Here is a 21,064-nt window from a genome sequence, read left to right on the forward strand (position 1 = left end):
TTTTGACCAGAGAGAAGGAATCGCACGATGGACTTGAACCAGTACATGGACCACACCCTCCTCAAGCAGAACGCCACGGAGGACCAGATGCGCGCGCTCTGCGACGAGGCCCGCGAGCACGGCTTCAAGACGGTCAGCATCAACGGCTGCTGGACCAAGATTGCCGCCGAGGTTCTCGAAGGGTCGGGCGTTGGCATCACCACCTGCATCAGCTTCCCGCTGGGCGCCTGCTCCACCGCGGGCAAGGTCGCCGAGGCCAAGCAGGCCGTCGCCGATGGCACGACCGAGATCGATATGGTCCTCAACGTGGGCAAGCTCCTCTCCGGTGACGACGACTACTGCACGCGCGACATCAAGGCCGTGGTCGAGGCCGCCCAGGGACGCCCCGTCAAGGTCATCCTCGAGTGCTGCCTGCTCGACGATGACCAGATCGTGCGTGCCTGCAAGTGTGCCGAGGCCGCGGGCGCCGCGTTCGTGAAGACCTCAACCGGCTTCAGCACGGGTGGCGCAACCATCCACGACGTCGAGCTCATGAAGAAGACCGTGGGCGGTCGCCTAAAGATCAAGGCCGCGGGTGGCATTCACACCAAGGAGGAGGCCCTTGCCATGATCGAGGCGGGAGCCGACCGCATTGGCGCCTCCGCGTCGATTGCAATCTGCGCATAGGTTGGTGGCTGGGCGTCCGGGTGCCGTAAGGAAAAAAGGCAAGGGGGGTCGTCTCGCGCGAAGCGGGACGACCCCCCCTTGCCATCGGGTGTGCTCGGGATGCCGGGTCCTACCGAGTGGGCGTCGCCTCAAGCCAGCCGGGCAGGTCGGCGCAGTACGGTCGCGCGGCCGCACGGGCCGCCGCCAGGCTCACTACGCCTCCTGCGACATAGTCCCCGCCCTTTGGCGCGACCACCAGCGCCAGCTCCGTCCTCGTGCCGCCGAAGGGGCACAGCGGCAGAAGGAAGGCGCTCTGGTCTCCTGCGGGGTTTCGAGTCGCGGCGGCAAGGCGCCAGCTCGAGCGCGCCCGCGCAAGACTCGCTTCAACAGCTGCGGAGAGGGCCGACTCGTCCAGGCCGCGCTCGGCGAGACTCGCGTCGACGCGCAGCGCCGCCTCCAGCAGCTTGCCGGCGTTGTAGTCCACGCTCGCGTCCGCGCGCAGAACGAGGTCCTCGAGTCGCTGCGGGTAGCTGACGTGCTGGGGAAGCACTTCCAGCGCGCTCAGCCTTTGGGAGACACTTGCCGTGTCCGTCGTGCCAAAGCTCTCCAGGCGCCAGAACGGCTTGACCGGGCGCCGGGTTAGGAGGGCATACACGGGCATTCCCAAAGGCGAGACGAGCCCGGTGTCAAAGCTCGCGAACGTTTCGTCCGCGCTCGCGACAAGCTTGTCCTGGGCAAAGGCCAGAAGCGCGTTGGTGACGAGGTGGGATCTCAGGATGGCGCGGTCACCCTCCTGGATGTCCCAGCGCTCGGGGGCGCAAACCTCGGCGAGCGCCTTCAGGCACTTCTCCCACGGGCCGACCTGAAGCATGCTCTGGAGCTTGCGCTCGGGGTCGACCTCCTGGCCGCACCCCCTGCCGAACAGGTCGCGCCACGGCCATGCGGCCTCGCGGATCGGTTCGCGTGCGGGCGGCTGGGGCGCGTCGCTGCCGTCGTGGCCGTCCACCTGCGTCAGCTCCCAGCGCTTTCCCGACGCGGAACGCGCCGCGTGGGCGATGGTGACCTCGATGGGCGAGCCGTCCTGCGCGTGAAGAAAGTGCAGGGGGAAGGTGACCTCCGAGCGGCTGCCCCTGAGCTTCGTGGTCGAGCGTGCGACCAGCCAGTCTTCGTCCATCGTCTTGATGGGGTCGGCATCCAGTGGCAGCATCTGGTAGAGGAGCCCCAGCACGGCGTCCTTGCAGTGGACGTCGCGCTCGATGCTCTGGGGGAAGCCCGCCTGGTTCGCGATGGGCTCCTCGATGGGAGGGACGGTCCCGAGGCCTGCGATCGGCTCAAAGCGGTTTTCTGTGGGTTCGGGCGCGCTTGCGCCGGAGGCGACGGCCTCCTTTGCCGTGAGATCCTGGGGTGCGGCCGCAGCAGGGCCAGAAGGGCTCGGCCCTGTCTGCCCGTCAGCTTCCTGTGCGGGAGCGGGGGCCTTGTCGGCAACGGTTGCGTCAGACGCCGCGGGTGCGAGCCCCTCCCTGGGAGCCTCGGGCTCCATGCCGCGCGGGTCGTAGGTGATGGTGAGCTTGATGCCGGCCATGGGTGCCTCGACGCACTTCTCCTGCGCGTGGGGACGAACCTCCTCGGCGCGGGTCGCGGGCTCCTCGGCCGTCGCAGCAGGCTCGGGCGCTGCAGTGGCAGGCTCGCGTGCGGGATCGCGGGCCATGCTCTTCCCCTGGGGCACCGGCATGTCCTTTGCGGGTCCCGGCTGTGTCTCGGTCTTGGGGGAGGCGCTCCCTTGTGCCTCGTCGTCGCGGCGCGCCTTGCGCCCTTCCTTGTGATGCGGCTTTGCCGGCTTGGGAACCTTGCCGGACTTCTTTTTCTTCCACGACTTGCCCGACTTCGCGCTGGAGTCGCCCGCTGGCCGCGCTGCCTTGGCCAGCGCGGCGTCGAGGTCGGCGTTTGCCATGAGCGTGGCGAACACGCGACCCTTCTTGAAGACGGTCAGCTTGACGAACTCGCCCAGGTTTTCCAGCAGCTGCGAGGTGTCCTCGCAGTCGCAGTCTTGCGCGCTCACCCCGTCCGCCTCGAGAACCTCCTCAAAGCGTGCGACGCGCTCTTGCTTGCCCGTGCCGATCTCCCTCTGGAAGAGCTGGTAGAAGTACAGACGGTTGCCGGGCGTAATCTTGGGCATGGGTGGACGACCTTTCTATGAGCGATGCGTACGGGGCGCGGGGGGGGCGAGTGCTTTGTGCGGGCCGGCGTGCGACCGCGCGATGCGAAGGGGGCGCCAGCCATGCGCCCCCCCTGCGGCCGCGGGCCCCGCAGGGGGCTCGCACGTATGAGATGGTGTCTGACTGCTAGGCCACGACGACCTGAACCATCTGGCTGATGGCTTCCTTCGCCTCGGGAATGGGGTAGAGGGGCCAGTCGTGGTTCATTCCCTGGCCGACCCTGAGGTCGCAGGTAACGCCCGCGTCCTTGAGCTTCTCGGCGAACTTGATGGCGTCAGGGTAGAAGATCTCCCGGGTGCCGGTGAAGATGGTGACGTTCTTGAGATCGCTCACGTCTCCGTAGATGGGCGACAGGCGTGGGTCGCAGATGTCGTCGCCATCAGCCCACAGGTCACCCAGCTGCGCCAGGCCCCAGGGTGCGAGCATCGGGTCGCGGTCGAAGAAGTCGTGAATGTCGGGGTTGCGCATCGAGAGGTCGACGATGGGCGAGATGAGCACCAGGTGGGCCGGCTGCTCGAGCTTGTAGTGCGAGAAGGTCTCCGCCATGCCGGCCGCGAGTCCCGCGCCGGCCGAGTCGCCCATGATGGTGATGGCGTCGGCGCCGTAGCGGTCGCACATCCCCTCGTACAGGTCGGTTAGCAGGGAGTAGGCCTCGTCGTAGTCATGCGCGGGCGCGAGGGGGTAGATGGGGACGACAACCTCTGCCTCGGTCTCGACGCAGAGCTTGTCGATCATCTGCCAGTGGAAGGGCGAGATCTGCTGGACGTAGGCTCCGCCGTGCAGGTAGAGGATGGCGTGCTTGTTCTTGCCCGTGGTTCCCACATGGAAGGTCTTCATGCCGTCACGGGTCTCCTCGAAGACGACCGACTTCATGCCCATCCAGCCGGGCAGGTGGTACTCCTGCTCGTTCACGGCGCGGTTCTTCTCGACAAAGTCGTCGTAGCGACCGAGGTCGCGGCCCAGGGTGTTGCGACGGACGCCCGAGAGGCGCCAGACGCCCTCTGCGGCGGTTGCGATGCCGGAGCGGCCGAACCTGGTCCTCGACCAAAGCTCGAAGCCGGCGCCAGCTACTGCGGCGCCAAGCGTTGCGCCGGTGGTTGCGAGGATCGCCTTCGTGGACTTCTTCACGTTCTGCTCCAATCTCCAGAGACGGATACGTAGAAGTCTACCCAAGCGAGGGTCAAAATTGCGCCCGCGGCGCCATATTGGACAAGCGGGGCTTGGCCGCCGCCCCCGTCGGCGTCCCTACAGGTGACGGTTGTAGTTGCCCTTCTTCTCGAGGTTGCGCAGGTTGGTGATGGTTCCCTGCATGCCGTGGGGGACGTACTTCATCGTCGAGAGGTCCTCGGGGAGGTAGTCGATCAGGCTCAGGGGTTCGGTCTGCTCGACGACGCCCTCCTCGTTTCTGGCGGGCTCCTCGCCGGCGGCCGCCTCGATCGCGAAGACCTTCGCGCCCTCGGCGGAGAGGCGCTCCTCGTACCAGCTCATGGGGTCGTCGGGGCGCTCGGCACGCGCGTCGGTCGACTCCCAGCTCACGTCGTAGCCCGCCAGGGCGAATTGCGTCTGCGAGAAGTGCCAGAGCGGGTAGCTGTCGGTCTTCAATAGGACGGTGCCACCGGGTGCCAGAATCTGGCGGTAGCGCAGCAGGTTATCCAGGTAGGTCAGGCGCTGCCTTGCCTCCTTCTTGCGGGGGAAGGGGGTGGGGAAGTTCAGGTATATGCGCGAGACCTCTCCCGCGGCGAAGTAGTCTCCCAGCTTGTCCGAGATGCCCGGGCAGAACACCACGTTGTCTAGGCCGGACTCGACGGCCTTTTGGGCGGCGTAGGCGATGCAGATGGGCTCGAAGTCGATGCCGACGAAGAGCACGTCCTTCTCCCTTGCGGCCGCCTCGACGGTGAAGGCCCCCTTGCCGCAGCCCATGTCCAGGCGGACCTCAGAGAAGCGCGCGGCCCCCTCTGCGTCCAGGGGCCTGCAGGCCTCGGCCCAGACTCCCGCGTAGCTTGCGGGCGCAGCCTCGATGGCGTCGGCATAGCGCTCGAGGCGCTCCTCCAGGACAAAGTGCTTGGGGAGGCGGGCGTGAAGAGCGTGCATGGGGTGCCTTTCGTGATGACGGACGTGAATGCGCGCAAAAGTATAGCGTCGCCCCAGCTGCGGGACGACGCCTGGCATCAAAGCTACCCTGTACCTTCACCTGCGGAGCGGGTCGTTCACACGGCGGATGCCCTGCCGTTCGGATGCGCCGCGCTGCCTACAGCAGCTCGTCGAGGGTCTCCCCGTACGAGGGGAGGAACTCGTCCATGAAGTCGCGCACCTCGGGGCAGGTCGCGGCCATCTGCTCTACCTTGCTGCGGCAGCCCTGCTCGGCGCGCCAGAACTCCCGGTTGCCCGACTGACGCTCGTCCACGCACTTGATGAGGGCCGATATCCTGTCGGCCGCCTTGACCAGCTTGCGCAGGTACGCGTCGTCCTCGTCGTCGGCGCCGAAGTAGATTGCCTCGTAGGTGGGGCGAAGGTCCTCGGGCAGGCCGCTCAGGAGCCGGTGCGCGGCCTGGTCCTCCACGTCCTTGTAGGCGTCGCGGATCGTGCCGTTCGCGTACTTGACGGGCGTGGGCATGTCGCCGGTCACGATCTCGGTCGTGTCGTGGAACAGCCCGATGAGCGCAGCCCTGTCGGCATCCAGCTTTCTGCCGTGGCGAACGTTTCCGATGGTCGCGAGGGCGTGTGCGATCACGGCGACCTCGAGCGAGTGCTCGCTCAGGTTCTCGGGCCGGGCGTTGCGCATCAAGGCCCAGCGCTCGATGTACTTCATTCTGGACACGACGGCAAAAAAGCTCGACTGCTCGCTCATGGTTACACCCCTTTGTCGGCCGCCTGGTCGTTGCGGCCCTCGTCGGATGGCGTCCCCTCCCCGCACGGTTCCCCGGGGAGGTCGGAGCCGCTCGTAGTTGCGCCTTTCCCTATCGTAGCCGCATTGCCCGCCGCCCTTGCGTCGGCGTCCTCGGGCGAGAGGATGGGCAGGATCCCCGTCGGCTCGTGCTCGTGAATGTAGCGCTTGTCGAGGTACATGCGGCGGTCGGCCTCGCTGATGAGCCCCTCGTAGTCACCGTCGTAGGACCCCTTCCACACGCAGCCGAGCGCGATGCTCACGCCTCTCTCCCTGAACTCCTGGCGCAGCGAGGCGAGAAGCGCGTCGACCTTGTCGGGCCCGGACATCTCGACGTACGCGACGAACTCGTCGCCACCCATGCGAAAGACGAACTCGGTCCCGAAGCGCTTCTCGAGCACGCGCGCCGCGCGCTCGATCAGGGCGTCTCCGGCGTCGTGCCCCAGGACGTCGTTTGTTTCCTTGAGGCCGTTGAGGTCTCCGTATACCAGCGCGAACCCGCCCGCAACCGTCAGCCCACGCATGAAGGTGGTGAACGCGCGGCGGTTCATCGTTCCGGTCAGGGGGTCGTGCGTGCTGATCGAGTTGAGCCGCTCCATGGTGTTGCGGTTCCTGAGGAGGATTGACGTGAAGGCCGCTGCGATGCGCATGAACAGCTCGGTCACTTCGATCTTTCCTGCCGCGACGCCCTCGATGCCTAGGAAGCCTATGGGCCTCGCGTCTTGGAACAGCCGTGCGGCCACGAGGTTGTCGACCCGCTGGCTGACGAGCTCTTCTCGCGCCTTGTCGCTCAGGCGCTCGTCGTGGGCGGGGTCTTCGATCACGATGAGCCCGCCGTCGGAGAGCAGCGCCGTCCACGAGTCCGAGAACCCAAAGCGCACCTGCTGGAACTCGGAGATCCTTGAGGGCTGCCCCGCAGCGCACCACTCGTACGTGTTCGACGTCAGCCCCATCTCGTCGTCCTCGAAGATGAAGGCGTGGCGCGCGTCGCTCAGGTCGCCGAGCATCTCGAGCATGCGGTCGAGCCCGTCGTTGGGGTCGGGCTCGCTGAGCGCGACGGAGAGCATGTCGTTGATGGAATGCTCGACGTACAGCAGGCTTGCCCTGCGCTCTGCCTCGGCGACCAGGTCGGACGTGCATAGGGCGAGGGTGACGCGGTAGGGCTTGCCGTTCCAGGGCATGAGCGTCTCGAAGGTGGTGTAGTCCTTTCCGGTCTGGTGGTTGTGCAAGTGCGAGTGGTGGAAGCGCTTGCGCGAGAGGGATGGGGAGGAGCAGAAGTGACAGATGTCCTTGGAGCCGCCAAACACCTTGTAGCACTTGAGGCCGCGAAGTGGCGTGCTCCTTTCGATTCCGAACTCGCGACGGGCGAACTCGTTGGCGAAGACGATCTCGTAGCTCTTGGCGTCGCAGATGTAGAGGGCCGCCTCGAGCGTGTCGAGCTTGCTCATCTCGACCGTGAGGATGTCGCCGGTGAAGGACCTGCGTACGAGCTCGAGATCCTTGGCGCGGGAGAGGCGGTCGACCGCTATGTGCTCGAGCTCCTTGAGGCTGCGCGCCTCCGACCCCTTGATGAGCGCGTAGTTCGCGAAAACCGTGCAGGGGTACCCGTCCACCCTGTGTATGGCGTGCACGGCCGCGAGCATGCCGTCCACCACGCCGTCCTCCGCCTCGCGCGCCGTTCCCTTGAACATCACGACGAACTTGCCGCCCGTGAGGCGACCGATGGTCGAGCTCCTGGGAGAAGAGCCCTCTATCGCGTGGTGGACCTCCCGCAGCAGGGTCTGGGCGACCTTCTCGCCATAGGTGTGGTAGATGCGGCTGTATTCGGGGACGTCGAGCACGACGATCGAGTAGTCGATTCCTTCTCGGTGGAACTCCTCGTCCATGCGAACGATGGTGGTCGCGATGCCGTTGTCGTTCATGCCGCCGGTCACCTTGTCAACCAGCAGGTTCTTGGCGTGGGACTTGTCGGCGAGCTCCCCCGCCTCCACGAAGAAGCCCACGAGGCCGACGATGCGGCCGCGCTCGTGAATGGGGTACTTGTATGCGACGATGTCGCGCAGCACGCCGCGCGCGATGCACTGGCCATGGGCGCCGCGCACGACCTCTCCCCTGAGGAGCACGGCGTCCTCGTCGGAGTGAAAGGGCGCGTCCGCCACGTGCCAGAACATCTCCTCGTCTGTCTTGTTGAGGATCTCGTTGACGGTCTTGAGCCCGAAGTAGTGAAGGAACGACCAGCTTGCGCCCTGGAAGCGTCGCCTGTCGTCCTTCCAGAAGAACTTGAGGCCCGAGGACTCGATGAGCGTGCCCCAGATGCTTTCGGTCCTAATGCTGTCGGTGCTCAGTCCGGACGTGGGGGAGTAGTCTGCCGAGAGGCGCTCGAGCGCCTCGCCGGGATGGCTCTGGAACTCCAGCGCCGCCAGCCTGATGGCGTAGAGGTAACGCAGGTTTCCCGTGTTGGGAAGGGGGATGAGGACGAACTCCCTCCAGCGCCAGCTGCCGCCGGTTCCGCGCACGCGGAAGACCGCCGAGGTGAATCCCGCGTTTGCGAAGGCGACGCGCTCCGCCATGGTTCCGGGGGCCATGAACTTCCAGTAGGCTTCGCGGTCGTCGGGGTGGATGAAGCTGTGCGAGTAGTCTTCCGCGAGGCGGATGATGCCGTGGCGCCGCTCGCCGGGCGAGTCCTTCGCGAGGTTCGAGACGATGGTGGTCACGCAGTCGGCCTCGAAGTCGATCTCGAGGATGCTGTCGTAGAGCGAGGAGATGTTGCGGATGGCCAGGTCCATGCGCGAGCTCTCGCGCTGGTTTGTGTCGTAGGTGATGTTGTAGAGCGAGCAGCGGTAGACGCGACGCTCGCCCAGCGTTGCGATTACGCGGATGTTCAGGCGCAGGTAGTTACCATTGTCGACGTAGTTGAACGTCTCCTCCCGATGGGTGGCGATGGGACGCTGCGAGAACTCGCGGAACTTTACCCGGTTGAGGTAGTAGGGCGACGAGAGGTTCTCGTTTGCCTTGGCGATGCTGTCGGTCCCCTTGCTCCGGAGCGCCTCGAGGAACCCCTCGTTCGCAAAGATGATCTTGAAGTGCCTGCCGTCGTCGTCGACGATCGCCAGGGACTGGTCGGTGATCTGGTTTATGGTCCCGACCTTGTCCCAGAAGTGGGACTCGGCGCCCGTCTCGTGGATCATGCCCAGGTTTCGAAGGTGCTGGTCGAGCCTGTCGGGAAGGAGCGGCCTTCCATAGAAGTAGCCTTGGATCTTTTCGCAGCCGATGCTCCTGAGAAAGGCGAGCTGCTCCTCGGTCTCGACGCCTTCCGCGAGCGTCTGGATGCCCAGGCGCTTTGCCATGTCGACCGTGGACGTGAGGATCTGGCGCGCGCGGGCGCTCAGGTTGGAGAGGAAGGCCATGTCGATCTTTATGACGTCGAAGTCGTAGTCCTTGAGGACGTTGAGCGACGAGTACCCGCTGCCGAAGTCGTCCATCCAGATCTGGTAGCCCATCTCGTGGAAGCGCTCGATGGCCACCTTGATGCGGGTCTCGTCGCGCATGGCGATGGACTCGGTCACCTCGGCGTGGAGCATGTCGCGCGGGACGCCGTAGGTCCTGACGGCATCCTCGAGCACCTCGAGGGGGTCGCACGAGATGAAGTCGACGCGGCTGAGGTTGAACGAGACGGCGACGGGCTCGCGCCCTTCGTCCAGGTGCCTGCGAAGCGACTGGCAGACGTGACGGATGACGAAGGTGTCGAGCTTGTACGAGAGGTTCGCCTCCTCCAGCACGGGCACGAAGGTGTCCGGGGTGATGAGCCCGAACTCGGGGTCTCGCCAGCGGGTGAGGGCCTCGACGCCGCAGAGCTTGCCCGAGAGCGTACGGATCTGGGGCTGGTAGTGGACCTCTATCAGCCCCGTCTCTATTGCGGACTCGAGGTTCTCGACCAGGTGCTTGCGCAGCTCGGTGATGCGCTTGAGCTCGGGCCCGTAGGTCAGCACGTGGCGAAGGGGATCCGCCTTGATGCTGTTGCAGGCCATGCGCGCCAGGTCGCTTGCCTCGCTGATGGAGACGTTCCGGTCGCTGGTGAGCAGATAGATGCCTGCCTTGACCTGGAGGCTGAAGCTCTTGTAGCTCGAGGCGACCCGCTTGTGGACGCGCTCGGTCGCGGCCTCGACCTGGAGTCTATCGCCTTTGGTGTAGACGGCAAAGTGGTCATCCGAGAAGCGCGAGACCAACGAGCCGTCGGCAAACTCCTCCCTGAGGGTCTGCGCGACGGTGAAGAGGCACTCGTCTCCGGCCTTGATGCCGTAGATCGAGTTGTAGAGCTTGAAGTTGACCAGGTTGAAGAAGGCGATCGCCTCGCCGGTGGGGCTGTCGCGCTTCGGGCCACCGAAGAACTGGGGGGTCGGCCCGCTCAGGGACCTGATGGCTCGCGGTTTTGAGTGGGCCATGGTGTCGGAATCCTGCTGTCGGCCGACAAGAAGCGTGGCCTCGTGCGCGTCGTGGGCGAGCTCGAGGAAGCGCTGCATGCCAAGGAGCTTGGTCACACGGTCCTTCGTGTGGGTCAGGAACCTGATCTTGGAGTCGGCCAAAAACACGTAGAAGAGGTCTCCCTCGTCCGCGTCGTGGACCAGTCTTCCAAAGTTCTCGACGTAGGCGACCTCGCCCGACTTGGTGCGGATTCGGTAGGTCACGTGGTTGAAGCCGCCCTGGCCAGCTCGAATCTGGTTGGCGATGTCGCCCTCGACCGTTGCCAGGTCGTCCTCGTGCACCATGCCGGGAAACGTGTTGCCCGTCAGCCCCGCGAACTCACGCTCGTCTTCGCAGCCGAAGAGCTTGAGGACGTAGTCGTTCGCGTAGACGACCCTCTTTTCGCCTTCGGCCTGATAGACGAAGAAGCCACCGGGCATGCCGTCGGGATCGGGATTGATGCGGCGGGCCTCGCCCGGACCGACGAAGGGGGCGCCATCGCTTGGCGAGGCGGCCGTCTTGTCCGGATGCGTGTTCTTCTTCATACGCCACCGTCCTAGTCGCCAGAGCGATTGCGCTTGGCAAGGTAGAGCTGGGCGTCGGCCCCGTCGATCATCGTGCGAAGGTCGCTCGCGTTGTCGGGCGTCCCGTGGACGAGCCCGTGGCTGCAGACGATCTTCTCGTCCACGCCACTCATCGAGAGGTCCGTCACGCTCTTCTCCCAGTGCTGGACCTGTTCGCGGATGTCGGAAACGTCGCCTCCCTCGATTGGGATGATGATCAGGAACTCGTCTCCGCCGTAGCGGAAGGTCATGCCGTTGGCGAAGGTGCCGGCGAGTTCCTTGGCCACGGCGCGGATGATCTCGTCTCCCTTGCGGTGACCGTAGCTGTCGTTGTAGTGCTTGAAGTGGTCGATGTCGACCATGATGACGCAGAGCTCGCGACCCACGAACGAGGGGAAGTGGTTGCGTAGCGCGACGCGGTTCAGGGTCTCCGTGAGCTCGTCGTGCGTGGAGGAGTGGAAGAGCGACTTGTTGAGCGACTCGATCTCTTGGCGCTGCTCCGACTCGCTGGCCTGGGCGCGGTAGCGCGCGATCGACCCAAGGATGACGATGGTCGCAAAGATGGCGTAATTGATGGAGTTGATGTCGTTTGCCCCGTTGATTGCGAGCAGCACCAGGTAGAGGCAGGCGAAGGCGCCTCCGGTAAGCAGAAGTGAGATGACCGGAGGGGAGCTGATGAAACAGGCGAAGCAGAACTGGACGGTGTAGAAGGTGAGCATCTGGTCGCCCGTCATGTAGTGGCGAAGCGACACGTTGATGCCCCAAGCGCTTGCCAAAAGGAAGGTGGCGACCAAGAGGACGGACGCGGCCGTGGCATTGATGCGCTTGGGACGAAGGACCCTTCCGGCGGCGAAGAGGTCTATCGCGCTCATCACGATCATGATGCCGACGCTGTAGAACCCCGCGGGCGCTACGTTGAGCGTGTCCCTCATGCCGAGGGCAATCGCGAGGGTGACGACCTCGATAGCCAGGACGATGCCTGCCATGGTCCTCAGGTTCCGTACGTTGATGCGGCTGATGTCGGCGTGCACCTCAGGCTCGAGCCTTAGGCACAACCACCAGGAGAGCTTTTCTTTAAGGAGATCGAGCACGGCCCACCTCAATCGTTGGCGCGCGCCGAGGTGGTGCGCGTGAGCGTGACATACGGAGAGCTTGAGTTCATTCTACCCCCTCGCTACTCACATATGCGAAGGGGCGAAGACCAAACGGCCTTCGCCCCTGTCGGACGTGCTCTATCTCAACGTGAACGCGGGGAGACTAGTCCTCGTCCATGTCCTGCAGAGTCGCCATCAGTGGCGGAATGACCTGTTTCTTGCGGCTGACGACGCCAGGCAGCGTGGCGATGTCGCTCTCGGGAGTGACGTTGAAGGTGCGCGAGACAATCTGCTCGGTGTTCTCGCCCCAGTACATCATCTCGGTGGTCTGGCTCTTCACGTCAGTGAACATGTAGAAGACCATCGGGATGTCGTTGGCCGCGGCGGCGTCCTTGAGGTAGGGGCCGACCAGAGCCTCGGCGGCCTTGCGGCTGTTCTCGGTCATGAAGCTTGCCTGGCCCACGCCAAAGCGCGCGTGGCCACGCGAGAAGACCTTGAAGTCAGAGTTGAAGACCTCGTCGGCGGTGCGGCCGGTGAGGTCGGCGCCCGCGTCAAACATGGCATCGGCGTACTCGTCGACGTTGACGCCGGCGATCTCGGCCAGCTTCTCGCCCACGATCTTGTCCCTGGGAGTGCAGGTGGGGGAGCGGAACGCCAGCGTGTCGGAGAGGATTGCGGAGAGCATGATGCCCGCGATGTTCTTGGGAATATCGACGCCGTTCTCCTCGAAGAGGCCGTAGATGATCGTGGCCGTGCAGCCCACGGGCATGTTGCGGAAGTACGCGGGGGCGGAGGTCTCGATGGAGCCGATGCGGTGGTGGTCGATGATCTCCATGATCTCGGCGCGCTCAAGGCCGTCTACCGCCTGGCTGCGCTCGTTGTGGTCGACCAGGATGACGTGCTTCTTGTTGACGTTGAGCATGTCGGGCGAGCTGACGACGCCGATGTACTTGCCGTCCTCGTCCATCACGGGGAAGAAGCGGTGCTGCGAGGAGGCCATGACCTTCTGCGCGTCGTCGACCGAGGTGTTGACCGAGAAGTGCAGGACGTTTTCCTTGCCGAGCATCTTGGCGCGCACGGGAATCGCCATCGAGATGAGGCGAGCGGCGGCGTAGGTGTCGTACGGGGTGGTGATGACGGTGCAGTCCTTCTCGCGGGCGGCCTCGACGACGATGCTCGAGACGCCTGCACCGTTGCAGATGATCAGGCAGCTCGCGCCGGCCTCGACCGCGAAGCGCTGGGTCTCGTAGCGATTGGTGACCAGGACGACGTCGCCCTTCTCGACGAAGCCCTCCATCATCTCGGGCGTGGTACCCACGCGGATCTTGCCCGTGGTGACGACGCCGTCGGGGTTTCCGGAGACGAGCTCGCCCTGGAGGGTTGAGACGATGTTGGAGAGGTGCGTGCGGGAGCTGGAGAGGACCTCGGAGTCGAAGATGTCCATGTTCGCGTTGGCGATGTCCCTCACGGTGATGAGGCCCTCGAGGTCGTTGTCCTCGTCGGTGATGATGAGGGTGCCCGTCTTGAGGTCGCGCATGAGGTTCCATGCGGTGATGAGGCTGGTCTCGCGGCTGATGCCCTGCTGGCGCGAGATCTGGATGTCCTTGATCTGCGGGGCGACGCTCGTGATCAGCTCGGGCTCGTCGAAGCCGAAGCTCTTGAGCGCGAAGGCGGTCTCGCGGTTGATTGCGCCGGCGCGACGCGGCTCGAACTCGATGTCGCTGATCTGGTTCTTGAGATACGCATAGGCGATTGCGGAGCAGATGCTGTCCGTGTCAGGGTGCAGGTGGCCGATGACATTAACCTTGCGGATGGCCTCAGGCATGGGAACTCCCTCTGGTAGACGTTCGTGCGGGTAGGTATGCGATGCGCTTGCGTGTTCCGTACCGCGCGGTGAGCATCGGTCCTTGGGCCCCAGACGCCGTGGCGACCGAGTGTCCCAAGTGTGACCATATTTGCACAATACCTGCGCCTTTACCACTCACGTGCCATATTGGGAAGTGCGTTTCAGCACGTCATGGGTAATGTTAGGGCTGCTTGACAAAACATCACCACATATGTGGCGCGCACAAGGCGCCCGAGGCGATGCTATCGAGGGGCCCTGTCGTGGTTGATGGGCGTGTAGAAGAGCTCGCTCAGCTCGTCGGGGTCGCTCGTCTGGCCCAGGGCCCACATGGTCTTGGCAACCAGCGCCTCGGTGGTCATGTCGTCGCCCCTCAGGATGCCACGGTGCTGAGCGTAGGCGCGGCCGACCTCGTACACACCCAGGTCGAGGCCCTCCTCTGAGACCTGCGTGGTCATAACGATGCTTCGTCCCGAGTCCACCCAGTCGAAGATGGCGCGCTCGAAGGACGCCCCCTCGTACTCGGGGACGCCTCCGATGCCGAAGGTCTCGAGGATGACCGCGTCGTAGTGGGGCTTGAGAAGGGCGAAGACCTCGGGCGTGAGGCCGGGCGTGAGCTTCAGCACGATGACGCGCTCGTTGAGAGACGAGTACGTCTTGGGACGTGGCAGGTCCTTCTCGCCCGCGTCGAGGTCGGCGTGTCCCGCGGTGGCGACGGGGATGCCCGTGATCGACATGCCCATGGCGCTGTCGCGCACGATGCGGTCGTTGCGGATGACGGCGGGCAGCGGGTAGTTGACGCTGGTGAAGGCGTTGAAGCTCATGGTGCGCTGCTTGTGGGCGCGCGTTCCCACGATGACGCAGCCGCCGAAGACGATGGAGACGTCGTGGCTCAAAGGGTCCGTCGCGTAGAGAAGAGACTGGTACAGGTTGAGGCGCGCGTCGGTGAAGGGCGCGGCCATGGGCTGCTGCGAGCCGGTGAGCACGATGGGCTTGCGGCTGCCCTGGATGAGGTAGGAGAGCGCGGCGGCGGTGTAGGCCATGGTGTCGGTACCGTGGAGGATCACGAACCCGTCGTAGTCGTCGTAGCTGCGCTCCACCTCTTCCGCGATGCGCAGCCAGTCGGCGGGGCGCATGTTGGTGCTGTCGATGTTCATGGGCTGCACTACGTTCACGTCGCACAGGCCGCGGATCTCGGGCACGTAGGCAGCGAGCTCCTTGCCGGAGAGGGCGGGGGCGAGCCCAGAGTCCTCGGGCATCGAGGCGATGGTCCCTCCGGTTGCTATCAGCAGGATGTTCTTGCTCACGGTTGCTCCTTGCTATTCCGCAAAAAGGCGGCGTTCGTGTTCGTGCGTTGGAGATTATAGGGCCTCTTGCTTCCTCGCCGCACGACGCGGCGGTGCCGTGTTGCGCGGGGCTGGCCAGACGGTCGCGCGCGATACTCGTGCTTATATCGCGGAGCACTTGCCCCGCACGTCGGCGCCCACGAAAATGGGAAAACGTAAGCGCCACAACGACGCAAAAAAGGAGCTTCCGACTAATGGCTGAGTTCATTTATCAGATGTACCAGGTCCGTAAGGCCCACGGCGACAAGGTCGTGCTGGACGACGTGACCATGGGATTCTACCCCGGCGCCAAGATTGGCGTCGTCGGCCCTAACGGCATGGGCAAGTCCACCCTGCTTAAGATCATGGCCGGAATTGAGGACATCTCCAACGGCGAGGCCCGCCTTGCCCCCGGCTACTCCGTGGGCATGCTCATGCAGGAGCCCCCTCTCGACGAGACGAAGACGGTCAAGGAGAACATCGAGATGGCGTTCGGTGATCTTCTGGCCAAGATCGAGCGCTTCAACAAAATCGGCGAGGAGATGGGCGAGCCCGGCGCGGACTTCGATGCCCTCATGGCCGAGATGGGCGAGCTGCAGAACGAGATCGACGCGGCCAACGGCTGGGACCTGGACAGCCAGCTCTCTCAGGCGATGGATGCCCTCCAGTGCCCCGACCCCGACGCGGACGTGACCCACCTCTCGGGTGGCGAGCGCCGTCGCGTGGCCCTGTGCAGGCTGCTGCTCGAGGCCCCCGACCTTCTTCTCCTGGACGAGCCCACCAACCACCTGGACGCGGAGTCCGTCCTGTGGCTCGAGCAGTTCCTCAAGAACTACCAGGGTGCCGTTCTGGCGGTCACGCACGACCGCTACTTCCTGGACAACGTCGCCGAGTGGATCTGCGAGGTCGACCGCGGCACGCTCTACCCGTATGAGGGCAACTACTCGACCTACCTCGAGACCAAGGCCAAGCGCCTCGAGATGGAGTCCAAGCAGAACGCCAAGCGCGCCAAGAAGATGAAGTCCGAGCTCGAGTGGGTCCGCAGCTCCCAGAAGGCGCGCCAGGCGAAGAGCAAGGCTCGCCTTGCTGCCTACGAGGAGATGGAGGCCCAGGCCTCTCGTGTGGAGAAGGTCGACTACACCGACATCCACATTCCCGTGGGCCCGCGCCTGGGCAACAAGGTCCTCGAGGCCGACCACCTGCACAAGGCCTTCGGCGACCGCGTCCTGATCGACGACCTCTCGTTCAGCCTGCCGCGCAACGGCATCGTCGGCGTCATCGGCCCCAACGGCGTGGGCAAGTCGACTCTGTTCAAGATGATCGTTGGGCAGGAGCCCGTCAGCTCCGGCTCCATCGAGCTGGGCGAGTCGGTCAAGCTCTCCTACGTCGACCAAGGCCGCGAGGGCCTCGACGCCCAGAAGAACGTCTGGGAGGTCGTCTCGGACGGCAACGACTACATCATGGTCGGCAAGCAGGAGATCCCCAGCCGCGCCTACGTGAGCGCCTTCGGCTTCAAGGGCACCGACCAGCAGAAGCGCGCCGGCGTCCTTTCCGGCGGCGAGCGCAACCGCCTGAACCTGGCCCTCACCCTTAAGCAGGGCGGCAACCTGCTGCTTCTGGACGAGCCCACCAACGACCTCGACACCGAGACCCTCGAGGCGCTGGAGGAGGCCCTCCTGGAGTTTCCCGGCTGCTGCGTCATCACGAGCCATGATCGCTGGTTCATGGACCGCATCTGCACCCACATCCTCGCGTGGGAGGGCACCGACGAGAACCCCGGCGCCTGGAAGTGGTTCGAGGGCAACTTCGAGGACTACCAGAAGGACCGCGTCGCCCGCCTGGGTGCGGACGCGGCCCGTCCGCATCGCATCCACCGCAAGCTGACGCGCGACTAGGTCGGCTCGGGGGATAGCTCGCTCGAAATGAAGGAGGAGCCGGGACGCGTGCCCCGGCTCCTTTTGCGTGCGGCCGCCCTGTTCGCCCGCTCCACGGCCGCCCGCGTAGTCGATGATGGCACGGTCGATGAGGTTCTTGACTCCGGTCGAGTAGTTGCTGTTGAGGTACGCGAAGCGCAGCACGCGCTCGTCCTCCTCGCCGTCGACGTTGAGGTGGCGCTCCAGGACAATGCGGTCCTCGGTCAGAGTGCCCGTCTTGTCGCAGCACAGCACGTTGATCGAGCCCAGGTCCTGGATGGCGTCGAGGCGCTTCACGATGACGTGGTCGCGCGAAAGGTCGACCGCGCCCTTGCCCAGGCAGCAGGTGACGAGCATCGGGAGCATCTCGGGGGTGAGCCCGACGGCGACGGAGAGGGAGTAGAGAAGGGCGTCCACCCATTCCCCCTTGGTGATGCCGGACGTGATGAAGACGATGGGCACCATGGTCGCCATCAGCCCCACAAGGAGCCTGCTCACCGAGGAGATGCCCTCGTCGAACGAGGTCTTGCGTGGCGTGCTGGCGAGCGAGCCCGCAATCTCGCCGATCATGGTGTTGACGCCCGTTGCCACCACGACGCCGCGGCCGTGGCCCGAGATGACGGTCGACCCGGCGAGCACGAGGTCGTCAAGGCCGATGACGGGGCACTTCTCGCCCGCGTCGGAAAGGAAGGGCAGCTTCTCGATGGAGTCGGACTCGCCGGTGAGCGACGCCTGGCTGACGAAGAGGTCGCGAGCCGAGAAGATGCGCATGTCGGCGTGGGCGACGCATCCGGAGGAGAGGCGGATGACATCGCCGACCACGATCTGCTCAACGGCCGTCTCGTTGCCGCCGTCCCCGTCGCGCTCGACGTTTGCGCACGGCTCGATCATCTTGGCGAGCGATGCCGCGGCAACGGTGCTGCGCTCGGATTGCGTGAACCTGAGGAGACCGGACGCGAGAATCATGAACGAGATGATGGCCGGGGTGGTGATGCTCCTGTCTCCCGGCTGGGCGAACACCCAGTCGGTCAGCACGGACACGCCGGCAATGAACACGAGGATGTAGGTGAAGGGGTCCGCGAACGAGGCAAGGAGTCTGAGCGACACGGGCTTGCTGTCGGGTGACGACACAGCGTTGCCGCCATAGAGCTCGCGGGCGCTGTCGACCTGAGATGAGTCGAGGCCCTCGGCAGAGCTGTTGAGCTCGACGAAGAGCTCGTCGATGGGGCAGACCGCGGCATGACACAGCCACTGGTCCTGGGCGTTCGGACGGTTCTTGCCCGCGCTTGCGGGGGTCTTCTGGATGAGGGTGCGAAGCGTCATGCGCCTCCTCTTTTCCCGGGATGGGAAGTGCCTGTTGGCACCAGCGGAGCGCACTACATGCGGCCGCGCCTACGGCGGCGAGAGCCAGCCTAGGCGAGGCGGGCGCCTCCATCCCGATGGGCGGCGCCCCTCCATGTGCAGTTCTGACGTGATGAGTTGCGACTGTGACTGTGACTGTGACTCGGCCCGTCTGGCATGGGGGCACCTCCTTCGGTTGGGGCAAATGCTGGCTGCTCTCCTGCGAGAGCGTGATGACTGACCGAGGGTATGACAATGAGGAAAGACTGTCGACGCCGCTCGTCCCAAAGGGCCAAAACAAGGCATCTGGGTGCGAGGTGAATGCAAAAGACGCCATTTTAACAGGCGCTATATTAAAAAGGGGACCATGTCGGTTCGTGTGCATAGTGGGGAGAAACGAGGGAGGCGGGCCGACCGCTTGGGTCGACCCGCCTCCCGTTTCCGTTGTGTGAGCCTGTCGTGCGCGCCTGGCTACCTGAGCGCGCGTGTTGCGTTGAGCACGCAGATTACCATGACGCCCACGTCGCCGAAGACCGCGAGCCACATGGGCGCGAGCCCCAGGGCCGCAAGGGCCAGGATGGCAACCTTCACCCCGATGGCGAACACAATGTTCTGGCGCGCGATGGCCAGGGTCCGGCGCGCGATGCGGATGGCAACGGCAATCTTGGAGGGCTTGTCGTCCATCAGCACGACGTCCGCGGCCTCGATGGCGGCGTCGGAACCCATGGCGCCCATGGCGATGCCGATGTCGGCGCGCGCGAGGACGGGCGCGTCGTTGATGCCGTCGCCCACGAAGGCGAGTGCTTCCCCCTTGCTCCTTGCGCCGAGCAGTGCCTCGACGCTTGCGACCTTGTCCTGGGGCAGCAGGTTGGCGTGGTGCTCGTCGATCTTGAGCTCGGATGCCACCTGGCGGGCGACGTCCTCGCGATCGCCGGTGAGCATGACCGTCTTGCGGACGCCCGTCGCGTGCAGGTCCTCGATGGCCTGGGGTGAGTCGGGCTTGACGATGTCCTCGATGTGGACGTGGCCCGCATATGCGCCGTCGATTGCCACGTGGATGATCGTCCCACCCGCCTCATGGCAGGCTTGGGGCGTGGTGCCCATGCGCTTCATGAGCCTGGCGTTGCCGACGGCGATGCTCCTTCCGCCGACGCGGGCGACGACGCCCTCGCCTGCAATCTCCTGAACGTCAGACACGCTGCAGCCACAGTCGTCGATGGCGTGGGCCTCGCGCAGGGCGGTCGCGATGGGGTGCGTGGAGTTCGCCTCGACGTGGGCTGCTAGGTGAAGCAGTTCGTCGTCGGTCAGGCCCGAGCTGTGGACGACGGCGACCTTGAAGACGCCCTGGGTGAGTGTGCCGGTCTTGTCGAACACGACGGTACTCGCGTTGGCGAGCGCCTCCATGTAGTTGGAGCCCTTGATTAGGATGCCGTGGCGGGAGGCGCCGCCGATTCCGCCGAAGAAGGTGAGGGGAACCGAGAGCACGAGCGCGCATGGGCAGCTGACGACCAGGAAGGTGAGGGCGCGCAGCAGCCAGGTGGCAAAGTTGGCGCCGAAGTCTCCGGTTGCCAGGGGAGGGAGAAGTGCGACGGCAATGGCCAGGAAGACGACGATTGGGGTGTAGACGCGCGCGAATCGCGTGATGAACGCCTCGGACTTCGACTTGCTGCCGCTGGCGTTCTCGACCAGGTCGAGGATCTTCGAGGCCGTGGAGTCGCCGAACTCCTTGGATACGCGAATGCGAAGCACGCCCGAGAGGTTGATGCAGCCCGAGATGGCGTCGCTGCCGACGCTGACGTCACGCGGGGCGGACTCGCCCGTGAGCTCGACGGTGTTCAGGCTCGAGCGACCCTCGATGACGCGCCCATCCAGAGGGATGCGCTCGCCAGGGCGGACGACGATGACGTCGCCGGGATGCACGTCGTCGGGATGCATGCTGACGACCTTGCCGTCACGCTCGAGGTTCGCCGAGTCGGGGCGGATGTCCATAAGCTCGCCGATGGACTTCCTGCTCCTGTCCTCCGCGATGCCCTCGAACAGCTCTCCCACCTGGAAGAACAGCATGACGAAGACGGCCTCGGCGAACATCGGCTTGCCGCCGGGGACGAACCCGATCAGCAGGGCGCCCACAGTCGCCAGGGCCATGAGGAAGTCCTCGTCAAAGGGGTGACCTTCCGCGATGTTTTCGACGGCCTCCGCCAGCGTCTCTCGCCCGACGACGAGGTAGCTGGGCAGGAAGATGACAAGCTGCGCCCAGAGCGGCACCTCGATCAGCCTTTGCGCGGCGATCGCCACGACGAGAAGGACGGCAGAAAGCGCAATCCTGCGCTTGAGGACGCTCGGGTCCTCGTCGTCCTCGTCCTCGTCGACCTCCGGACGAGAGCCGCAGCACTTCTCGTCTGCGTCCTGGTCGTGCCCGTGGTGGCTGTGGGAATGGCTGTGCCCATGGTCATGGCAGTGCTTGCAGGCCATCTTCTCCTCCTAACGTGAAGATATGAGCAATCATTCATACTTATGGCTCCGTATGCTACGCCATAAAACCTCTGTGGTCAACAGATATTATTAGGATATGAGCATCCACTCATAATTACATGTGGTATCGGGAAAGGGTGACTTATCGTCCCTGACCGGGCTTCGACTTCCGCATGTGGCCGCCCTGGGCACCGTTGCGCTGCGGGTGAGGCTTCCGGCCTTCTTGGTCGAGTCATTATGGTGTTGCTTCGGCAACAAACCCTAGTAGTTTACCGACATATACTTTCACCCAGCCGAAGCGTGCCCC

At 64.8% G+C, this 21,064-nt stretch carries 11 protein-coding genes and 1 pseudogene; 2 read left to right on the forward strand and 10 right to left on the reverse strand.

Translation table 11 applies throughout. The features are described from left to right. The first annotated feature begins 27 nt into the window (after positions 1–27). Entirely contained in the window at positions 28–666 is a 639-nt protein-coding gene (gene deoC / locus B5D13_RS06700; RefSeq protein ID WP_078687546.1) for a deoxyribose-phosphate aldolase, read from the forward strand. A 109-nt stretch (positions 667–775) separates the two neighbouring features. On the opposite strand, the gene B5D13_RS06705 is transcribed toward deoC, so the two are convergent. From B5D13_RS06705 to B5D13_RS06740, 8 genes are all read right to left on the reverse strand, one after another. Next, complete coding sequence (locus B5D13_RS06705; RefSeq protein ID WP_078687547.1) at positions 776–2,821, reverse strand: DUF3825 domain-containing protein; 2,046 nt, start codon at positions 2,819–2,821, stop codon at positions 776–778. 166 nt (positions 2,822–2,987) lie between these two features. Next, positions 2,988–3,989 carry an alpha/beta hydrolase fold domain-containing protein gene (locus tag B5D13_RS06710; protein WP_078687548.1) on the reverse strand — a complete coding sequence of 334 codons (1,002 nt, stop codon included), beginning with the start codon at positions 3,987–3,989 and terminating at the stop codon, positions 2,988–2,990. 117 nt (positions 3,990–4,106) lie between these two features. After that, positions 4,107–4,952 carry a tRNA (guanine(46)-N(7))-methyltransferase TrmB gene (locus tag B5D13_RS06715; protein ID WP_078687549.1) on the reverse strand — a complete coding sequence of 282 codons (846 nt, stop codon included), beginning with the start codon at positions 4,950–4,952 and terminating at the stop codon, positions 4,107–4,109. Between the two features lie 157 nt (positions 4,953–5,109). Continuing rightward, on the reverse strand, positions 5,110–5,709 hold the full coding sequence (gene yfbR, locus B5D13_RS06720; protein WP_078687550.1) for a 5'-deoxynucleotidase: 600 nt from the start codon (positions 5,707–5,709) through the stop codon (positions 5,110–5,112). 2 nt (positions 5,710–5,711) lie between these two features. Next, a complete protein-coding gene (locus B5D13_RS06725; RefSeq protein WP_078687551.1) occupies positions 5,712–10,751 on the reverse strand; it encodes an EAL domain-containing protein in 5,040 nt (1,679 codons plus the stop codon). Between the two features lie 11 nt (positions 10,752–10,762). Continuing rightward, positions 10,763–11,860: a GGDEF domain-containing protein gene (locus B5D13_RS06730; protein ID WP_143327760.1), complete on the reverse strand. Its 1,098-nt coding sequence runs from the start codon at positions 11,858–11,860 to the stop codon at positions 10,763–10,765. Between the two features lie 166 nt (positions 11,861–12,026). Further along, complete coding sequence (locus B5D13_RS06735) at positions 12,027–13,688, reverse strand: putative manganese-dependent inorganic diphosphatase (RefSeq protein WP_078687553.1); 1,662 nt, start codon at positions 13,686–13,688, stop codon at positions 12,027–12,029. A gap of 263 nt (positions 13,689–13,951) precedes the next feature. Next, the gene (locus B5D13_RS06740) at positions 13,952–14,965 is read right to left on the reverse strand and encodes an asparaginase (protein WP_078687580.1); all 1,014 of its coding nucleotides are present in this window, start codon (positions 14,963–14,965) and stop codon (positions 13,952–13,954) included. 281 nt (positions 14,966–15,246) lie between these two features. Between B5D13_RS06740 and ettA the strand changes: the two genes are divergently transcribed. Beyond that, positions 15,247–16,926 (forward strand): energy-dependent translational throttle protein EttA, encoded by a 1,680-nt coding sequence (gene ettA, locus B5D13_RS06745; protein ID WP_078687554.1) that lies wholly within the window; start codon positions 15,247–15,249, stop codon positions 16,924–16,926. 261 nt (positions 16,927–17,187) lie between these two features. On the opposite strand, the pseudogene B5D13_RS08905 reads toward ettA, so the two are convergent. Together B5D13_RS08905 and B5D13_RS06760 are read right to left on the reverse strand one after the other, a co-directional pair. Next, positions 17,188–18,267 (reverse strand): annotated as a pseudogene (locus tag B5D13_RS08905) (cation-transporting P-type ATPase); the annotation flags it as partial. A gap of 489 nt (positions 18,268–18,756) precedes the next feature. Further along, positions 18,757–20,757: a heavy metal translocating P-type ATPase gene (locus tag B5D13_RS06760; RefSeq protein ID WP_078687555.1), complete on the reverse strand. Its 2,001-nt coding sequence runs from the start codon at positions 20,755–20,757 to the stop codon at positions 18,757–18,759. Positions 20,758–21,064 lie beyond the last annotated feature (307 nt).

Origin of the sequence: Olsenella sp. KH1P3 (assembly GCF_900167315.1) — a bacterium.
Classification (GTDB): Bacteria; Actinomycetota; Coriobacteriia; order Coriobacteriales; family Atopobiaceae; genus Olsenella_J; species Olsenella_J umbonata_A.

Excerpts from the sequence above, each read along its gene's own strand:
- deoC (WP_078687546.1), top strand. The coding sequence starts at position 28 with ATGGACTTGAACCAGTACATGGACCACACCCTCCTCAAGCAGAACGCC.
- B5D13_RS06705 (WP_078687547.1), bottom strand. The coding sequence starts at position 2,821 with ATGCCCAAGATTACGCCCGGCAACCGTCTGTACTTCTACCAGCTCTTC.
- B5D13_RS06715 (WP_078687549.1), bottom strand. The coding sequence starts at position 4,952 with ATGCACGCTCTTCACGCCCGCCTCCCCAAGCACTTTGTCCTGGAGGAG.
- yfbR (WP_078687550.1), bottom strand. The coding sequence starts at position 5,709 with ATGAGCGAGCAGTCGAGCTTTTTTGCCGTCGTGTCCAGAATGAAGTAC.
- B5D13_RS06725 (WP_078687551.1), bottom strand. The coding sequence starts at position 10,751 with ATGAAGAAGAACACGCATCCGGACAAGACGGCCGCCTCGCCAAGCGAT.
- B5D13_RS06735 (WP_078687553.1), bottom strand. The coding sequence starts at position 13,688 with ATGCCTGAGGCCATCCGCAAGGTTAATGTCATCGGCCACCTGCACCCT.
- B5D13_RS06740 (WP_078687580.1), bottom strand. The coding sequence starts at position 14,965 with ATGCCCGAGGACTCTGGGCTCGCCCCCGCCCTCTCCGGCAAGGAGCTC.
- ettA (WP_078687554.1), top strand. The coding sequence starts at position 15,247 with ATGGCTGAGTTCATTTATCAGATGTACCAGGTCCGTAAGGCCCACGGC.
- B5D13_RS06760 (WP_078687555.1), bottom strand. The coding sequence starts at position 20,757 with ATGGCCTGCAAGCACTGCCATGACCATGGGCACAGCCATTCCCACAGC.